The sequence below is a fragment of the Dellaglioa sp. CoH-57-MRSF-16 genome, assembly GCF_056782055.1.
The window spans coordinates 1-333 of record NZ_JBXAXZ010000120.1; the positions used below are offsets into that span (position 1 = coordinate 1).

General features: G+C 49.5%; 1 protein-coding gene. It reads right to left on the reverse strand.

The features are described 5' to 3' along the window. The coding region (locus AC1RPH_RS08125; RefSeq protein WP_481762079.1) for a hypothetical protein at nucleotides 1-333 on the reverse strand (333 nt) is incomplete at both ends.

The following is a 333-nucleotide window of genomic DNA, read 5'->3' on the forward strand; positions in this document are numbered from 1 at the left end:
GTTGTACAGCGACTTGTGTGCCTCGTCAGAGTTTGCGCGTTCACTTGTTTCGTCTTCCTCACTATCACCAGTGGGTAGCGGAAAGAGACCAAGTTCGTCGAGTGCTGCCAGAATTCGCGTGTCGCCACGAAGTGTGCTCGATTTTGGACCAGAAGGATAGAATCGAATGTTCTTATACCCGAGCGTGAAGTACAGCGAACTCAGTTTGTAAAGTTCGGTCCCCATAGCATCGCCGTGGTGTTTCAGAATTTCGAACAGACCTTTCCACCAATCAGATTCCTCAATAATCTTGCGAAACGGTGTCCACAAGACGGCAGCAGCTTTTGCGAAGGT